The organism is Pseudomonas sp. (assembly GCF_050739655.1).
Lineage (GTDB): Bacteria > Pseudomonadota > Gammaproteobacteria > Pseudomonadales > Pseudomonadaceae > Aquipseudomonas.
Genome location: NZ_JBOIBY010000381.1, coordinates 1 through 4,891, shown reverse-complemented (window position 1 = coordinate 4,891; position 4,891 = coordinate 1). Strand labels below are relative to the sequence as shown.

The 4,891-nt window shown below is 58.1% G+C and carries 5 protein-coding genes; 3 read left to right on the top strand and 2 right to left on the bottom strand.

The annotated features are described in order from the left end of the window. Positions 1–53 precede the first annotated feature (53 nt). Positions 54–1,286 carry a serine/threonine transporter SstT gene (gene sstT / locus ACRESJ_RS18595; protein WP_431759188.1) on the bottom strand — a complete coding sequence of 411 codons (1,233 nt, stop codon included), beginning with the start codon at positions 1,284–1,286 and terminating at the stop codon, positions 54–56. 315 nt (positions 1,287–1,601) lie between these two features. On the opposite strand from sstT, the gene ACRESJ_RS18590 reads away from it, so the two are divergent. After that, the gene (locus ACRESJ_RS18590; RefSeq protein WP_431759187.1) at positions 1,602–2,762 is read left to right on the top strand and encodes an MFS transporter; all 1,161 of its coding nucleotides are present in this window, start codon (positions 1,602–1,604) and stop codon (positions 2,760–2,762) included. Here the strand turns inward: ACRESJ_RS18590 and nhaR are convergent. Continuing rightward, positions 2,749–3,648, bottom strand: coding sequence for a transcriptional activator NhaR (gene nhaR, locus ACRESJ_RS18585; protein WP_431759186.1), 900 nt, complete (start codon positions 3,646–3,648; stop codon positions 2,749–2,751). The genes ACRESJ_RS18590 and nhaR overlap by 14 nt on opposite strands. 242 nt (positions 3,649–3,890) lie before the next feature. On the opposite strand from nhaR, the gene ACRESJ_RS18580 reads away from it, so the two are divergent. Both ACRESJ_RS18580 and ACRESJ_RS18575 read left to right on the top strand, forming a co-directional pair. Continuing rightward, the gene (locus ACRESJ_RS18580; RefSeq protein WP_431759185.1) at positions 3,891–4,133 is read left to right on the top strand and encodes a hypothetical protein; all 243 of its coding nucleotides are present in this window, start codon (positions 3,891–3,893) and stop codon (positions 4,131–4,133) included. Positions 4,134–4,162: 29 nt separating this feature from the next. Then, a partial coding sequence (locus tag ACRESJ_RS18575) for a TerC family protein (RefSeq protein ID WP_431759184.1) occupies positions 4,163–4,891 on the top strand: 729 nt, incomplete at its 3' end.

The following is a 4,891-nucleotide window of genomic DNA, read 5'->3' as shown; positions in this document are numbered from 1 at the left end:
GGTCATGCGTACACCTGTAGGAGCTGCCGAAGGCTGCGATCTTTTGATCTTTTTTACACAGTCTGCCCGATTTTCCGCTCTTCACCCAGGCAAGCCGCCGCGGTAAACAGCACGTCGGTGGACGAGTTCAACGCCGTCTCCGCCGAATCCTGCAGTACCCCAATAATGAAACCCACCGCCACCACCTGCATGGCGATTTCGCTTGGAATGCCGAACAGGCTGCACGCCAGCGGAATCAGCAGTAGCGAGCCACCGGCCACACCTGAAGCGCCGCAGGCACAAATCGCCGCAACAACGCTAAGCAGGATCGCGGTCGGAATGTCCACGGTGATGCCCAGCGTGTGCACGGCCGCCAGGGTCAGCACGGTGATGGTGATCGCGGCACCCGCCATGTTGATGGTCGCGCCCAGCGGGATCGACACCGAGTACGTATCTTCGTGCAGGCCCAGGCGCTTGCTCAGTTCCAGGTTGACCGGAATGTTCGCCGCCGAGCTGCGGGTGAAGAATGCAGTGATGCCGCTCTCGCGCAGGCACATCAGCACCAGAGGATAGGGGTTGCGGCGCAGTTTCCAGAAAACGATGAGCGGGTTCATCACCAGCGCCACGAACAGCATGCAGCCGAGCAGCACGGCGAGCAGCTGTGCGTAACCGATCAGCGCGCCGAAACCGGAGGTGGCCAGGGTCGAGGCCACCAGGCCGAAGATGCCCAGTGGCGCGAAACTGATCACCAGGCGCACGATCACGGTCACGCCATTGGACAGGTCGCCCAGCACTTCACGGGTGGTGTCGCCAGCATGACGAATCGCGATGCCCATGCCGATGGCCCACGCCAGAATGCCGATGAAGTTGGCGTTCATCAGTGCGCTGACCGGGTTGTCAACCACGCTCAGCAGCAGGCTTTGCAGCACTTCGCCAATACCGCCCGGTGCAGTTACCGCCACATCCTGGGTCGACAACACCAGGCTGGACGGGAACATCATGCTGGCTACCACCGCGACCACGGCAGCGGCGAAAGTACCCAGCAGATACAAAAACAGAATCGGTCGGATGTGGGTTTCCTGGCCGTGTTTGTGATTGGCAATCGACGCCATGACCAGTACGAACACCAGAATCGGTGCCACCGCTTTGAGCGCGGAGACAAACACCTTGCCGATGAACGCCGTGGACTTCGCCGCGTCAGGGGCAAACAGGGCCAGGGCAATACCGGCGATCAGGCCGATCACGATCTGCGTGACCAGGCTCAAGCGTTTCAAGCGTTGCAATAGAGAAGGGGATGAAGCAGTCATAAAACGGCATCTCGGAATTTTTTATAGGTGCAAGGTTTCACGCAGGCAGCAGGCATGAAACCGAAGGGGATCGCGACATCGGCGCAATAAAAGGCTGATGAACGCAGGGTGTACGATTTTCAGGGCGCGGACTTTATCACAGCGTAGGCAGGATCCTTCAGACCTGTGATGAACTGCCACCCTGGCATTCAACGGAAAATGCAGGTTCGTGCAACTACGCCGGCAAACACTCTGCTAACATTCGCCATCCTCATTTTCATGTCTGCCAGTGGGCCTTCGGGCTATCGCTGGTGTTGTCGTTTTTTGGAGTTTTGCATGCTGTTGCCCATCCTTCTGCTGTCCGCCGCCGGTTTTACGGTGCTGACCACGGAGTTCATCATCGTTGGCTTGCTCCCGGCGATTGCCCGGGATCTGGAGGTCAGCATCCCACAAGCGGGCCTGCTGGTGACCCTGTTCGCCTTCACTGTTGCAGCGTTCGGGCCGTTCCTCACGGCTTACTTCGCCCGTTTCGAGCGGCGCAAGCTGTTCATCTCGGTGCTGATCCTGTTCGGCCTGGCTAACGCGCTGGCGGCACTGGCACCGAATATCTGGGTGATGGCGCTCGCCCGATTGATTCCCGCACTGGGGCTGCCGGTGTTCTGGGCTTTGGCCAGCGAGACGGCGGTGGACATCGTCGGGCCGGATTACGCCGGGCGCGCCATCGCCAAGATCGGTTTCGGCGTTGTCTGCGCGATGGTGTTCGGCATTCCGGTGGGCACACTGATCAGCGACGCGTTCGGCTGGCGCAGTGTTTTCGCCATTCTGGCAGTCATCGCCTTTGCCAAGGCGCTGCTGCTGTTTGTCTACCTGCCCAAAACCAATCTGCATCAGCATCAGGTGAGCTTTCTTTCGCAACTCAGGATTCTGCGCAGCCCGCTGATGCTAGGCCACGTGTTGTTGTCGGTGGTGGTATTCAGCGGCATGTTCACCGCCTACACCTATCTGGCGGACATCCTTGAACGACTTGCCGGTTTCAATGGCACGGTGGTCGGCTGGTGTCTTATGGGCTTCGGTGCGGTCGGGTTGATCGGCAACTCGTTGGGTGGTCGCGCGGTGGATCGTCACCCGTTGGTGGCTTCAATGATGTTCAGTGCCTTCATGATCGCCGGTCTGGTGGCGTTGGTGCCGAACATCCATTCCCCCGTGGGGCTGGCGGCGGCGATGGGCATCTGGGGTGTGACTCAGGCCGCGTTGTTTCTGGTCTGTCATGTGCGCCTGATGAAGGCCGCACCTGAAGCACCAGCCTTTGCCGCGTCGCTGAACATTGCCGGTGGCAACCTCGGTATCGGTCTGGGTGCCTTGATCGGCGGCCGTGTGATCGACAGCGTAGGCCTTCAAGGCCTTGGTTTCGCCGCGGCTGGTTTTATCCTCGCTTCGATCCTGTTGGCGATTGCCCTGATGACCTTCAAGCCGCGGGAAGCCATCACAGCGCTGTAAACAACTCGCGTCGGGCACCTTCGGCAATGGCGACAATGCCGGGATGCTTGACCTTGCGCTCCACCGAAATGGCATAGAACGACTCGCTTACTGAGTCGGTCTGGCCAATCACTTCCACGCCGTATTGGCGTTTCACTTCATCGGCGATCACGCTCGGGCCGATGAATATCCCGCTGCCGGATTGGCCAAAGGCCTGCATCAATGCACTGTCGTCAAACTCGCCGACGATCTGCGGCTGGATCTGTTGCTCGGCGAACCAGCGTTGCAAGCGGCTTCGAACCACGGTTTCCGGGCCGGGAATCAGCAAGGGTGCGCCGTGCAGGTTACGCGGGAAATCCTGGCCGTATCGTGCTGCCAGCTCAGGCGTGGCAAAAAAACTGATGCCGCATTCACCGAGTTTCTGGCTGTAGCCCTTGATATCCAGGTGCGATGGCATGGGACTGTCGGAAATCACCAGGTCCAGGCGCTGGATCGCCAGGTCGGCGAGTAGCCGTTCCAGTTTGTCCTCCCGACAGGTGATGCGCAGCGGCTCACTCAATTCCATGGTCGGCGCAATCAGGCGATAAACGATGGACTTGGGAACGACATCGGCCACCCCAACGCGAAATAAAATCTGCTGTTCGTTGGGCTGCGCCCGCAGCATCAGTTCCAGTTCTCCGCCCAGCTGAAACATTTGTTCGGCGTAGGGCAAGGTCTGGCGACCGGCTTCGGTGAGCTCCAGTTGCCGGCCCACCCGGCGAAATAATTCGATGCCATAGGTTTGTTCGAGCAGCGAAATCTGCCCGCTGATGGTTTGTGGCGTCAGGTTCAGCTGTTCACATGCGCGCACGATGCTGCCGGTCTTGGCCACCACCCAGAAGTAATGCAATTGCCGATAGTTGAGCATGTGGACGTATTCCCCAATGCATATCACCTGTAGGAGCTGCCGAAGGCTGCGATCTTTTGATCTTGCTTTTAAAAACAAAATCAAAAGATCGCAGCCTTCGGCGGCTCATACAGAGAACAGTTCGTAAAAGCCGAAGTATAACCGCTAAAAATACGAATTTTACTGAAGTGTTCAGCTCCCTAGAATGCGTCGCTATCAACGGGCCATCGTTTCGGCCCGTTCGTTATTTCAAGGGAGGCATCATGAAAATCAAAGCCACGGCGCTGTTGATCACGTCTTTACTGGTACTGGCCGGTTGCGACCAGGCCGAGAAAAGTGCTCAACAGTTGATGGGCAAGGCTGCCGAAAGCGCGAAACAGGCAATCGACGATACCCACAAAGCCGCCGAACAAGCGCTCAGCGAGGCAACGGGTGGGCTGATCAGCAAAAAAGAATCATCGGAAAAAGACTCGGAAAAAACCGAATCTTCCTCCCAGGAAATCTAAACCGTCTTACAGCGAGTCAGGACTGACCCATGGAATACCTTTTACAGCTTGCCGCCAGCCCCACTGCATGGGTCGCCCTGGCTACCCTGGTGGTGATGGAAATCGTGCTCGGCATCGATAACCTGATCTTCATCTCGATCCTGACCAACAAACTGCCCGAGCAGCATCGACAGAAAGCGCGCCGCATTGGTATCGGCATGGCGTTGATTCTGCGATTGGGCTTGCTGAGTACCATCGCGTTCATCGTCCAGCTGACCGCACCGGTAATCGAGATCTTCGGCCATGCGTTCTCCTGGAAAGACATGATCCTGATTGCCGGTGGCCTGTTCCTGTTGTGGAAAGCGACCACCGAGATCCACCACAGCATGGACCCGGCGCCGGAAGATCCGAAAACAGCAACGTCGACCGTGACCTTGGGCTTTGCTGCCGCGATTGGCCAGATCCTGATGCTGGACATGGTGTTTTCCATCGACAGCATCATCACCGCTGTCGGCATGACCGAGCATTTGCCGATCATGATCATCGCGGTGGTGGTGTCGGTACTGGTGATGTTGTTTGCGGCTGATCCGTTGGCCAAATTCATCAACGACAACCCGACGGTGGTGATGCTGGCCCTGGGCTTCCTGATCATGATTGGCATGACGCTGATCGCCGAAGGCTTCGGCGCCCACGTACCGAAAGGCTACGTTTATGCGGCCATGGCATTCTCGGCTTCGATCGAGGCGTTGAACATGATGTCCCGCCGGGCCAGGCAGAAG

Coding starts and splice junctions, on each gene's coding strand:
- sstT (WP_431759188.1), bottom strand. CDS start 1,286: ATGACTGCTTCATCCCCTTCTCTATTGCAACGCTTGAAACGCTTGAGC.
- ACRESJ_RS18590 (WP_431759187.1), top strand. CDS start 1,602: ATGCTGTTGCCCATCCTTCTGCTGTCCGCCGCCGGTTTTACGGTGCTG.
- nhaR (WP_431759186.1), bottom strand. CDS start 3,648: ATGCTCAACTATCGGCAATTGCATTACTTCTGGGTGGTGGCCAAGACC.
- ACRESJ_RS18580 (WP_431759185.1), top strand. CDS start 3,891: ATGAAAATCAAAGCCACGGCGCTGTTGATCACGTCTTTACTGGTACTG.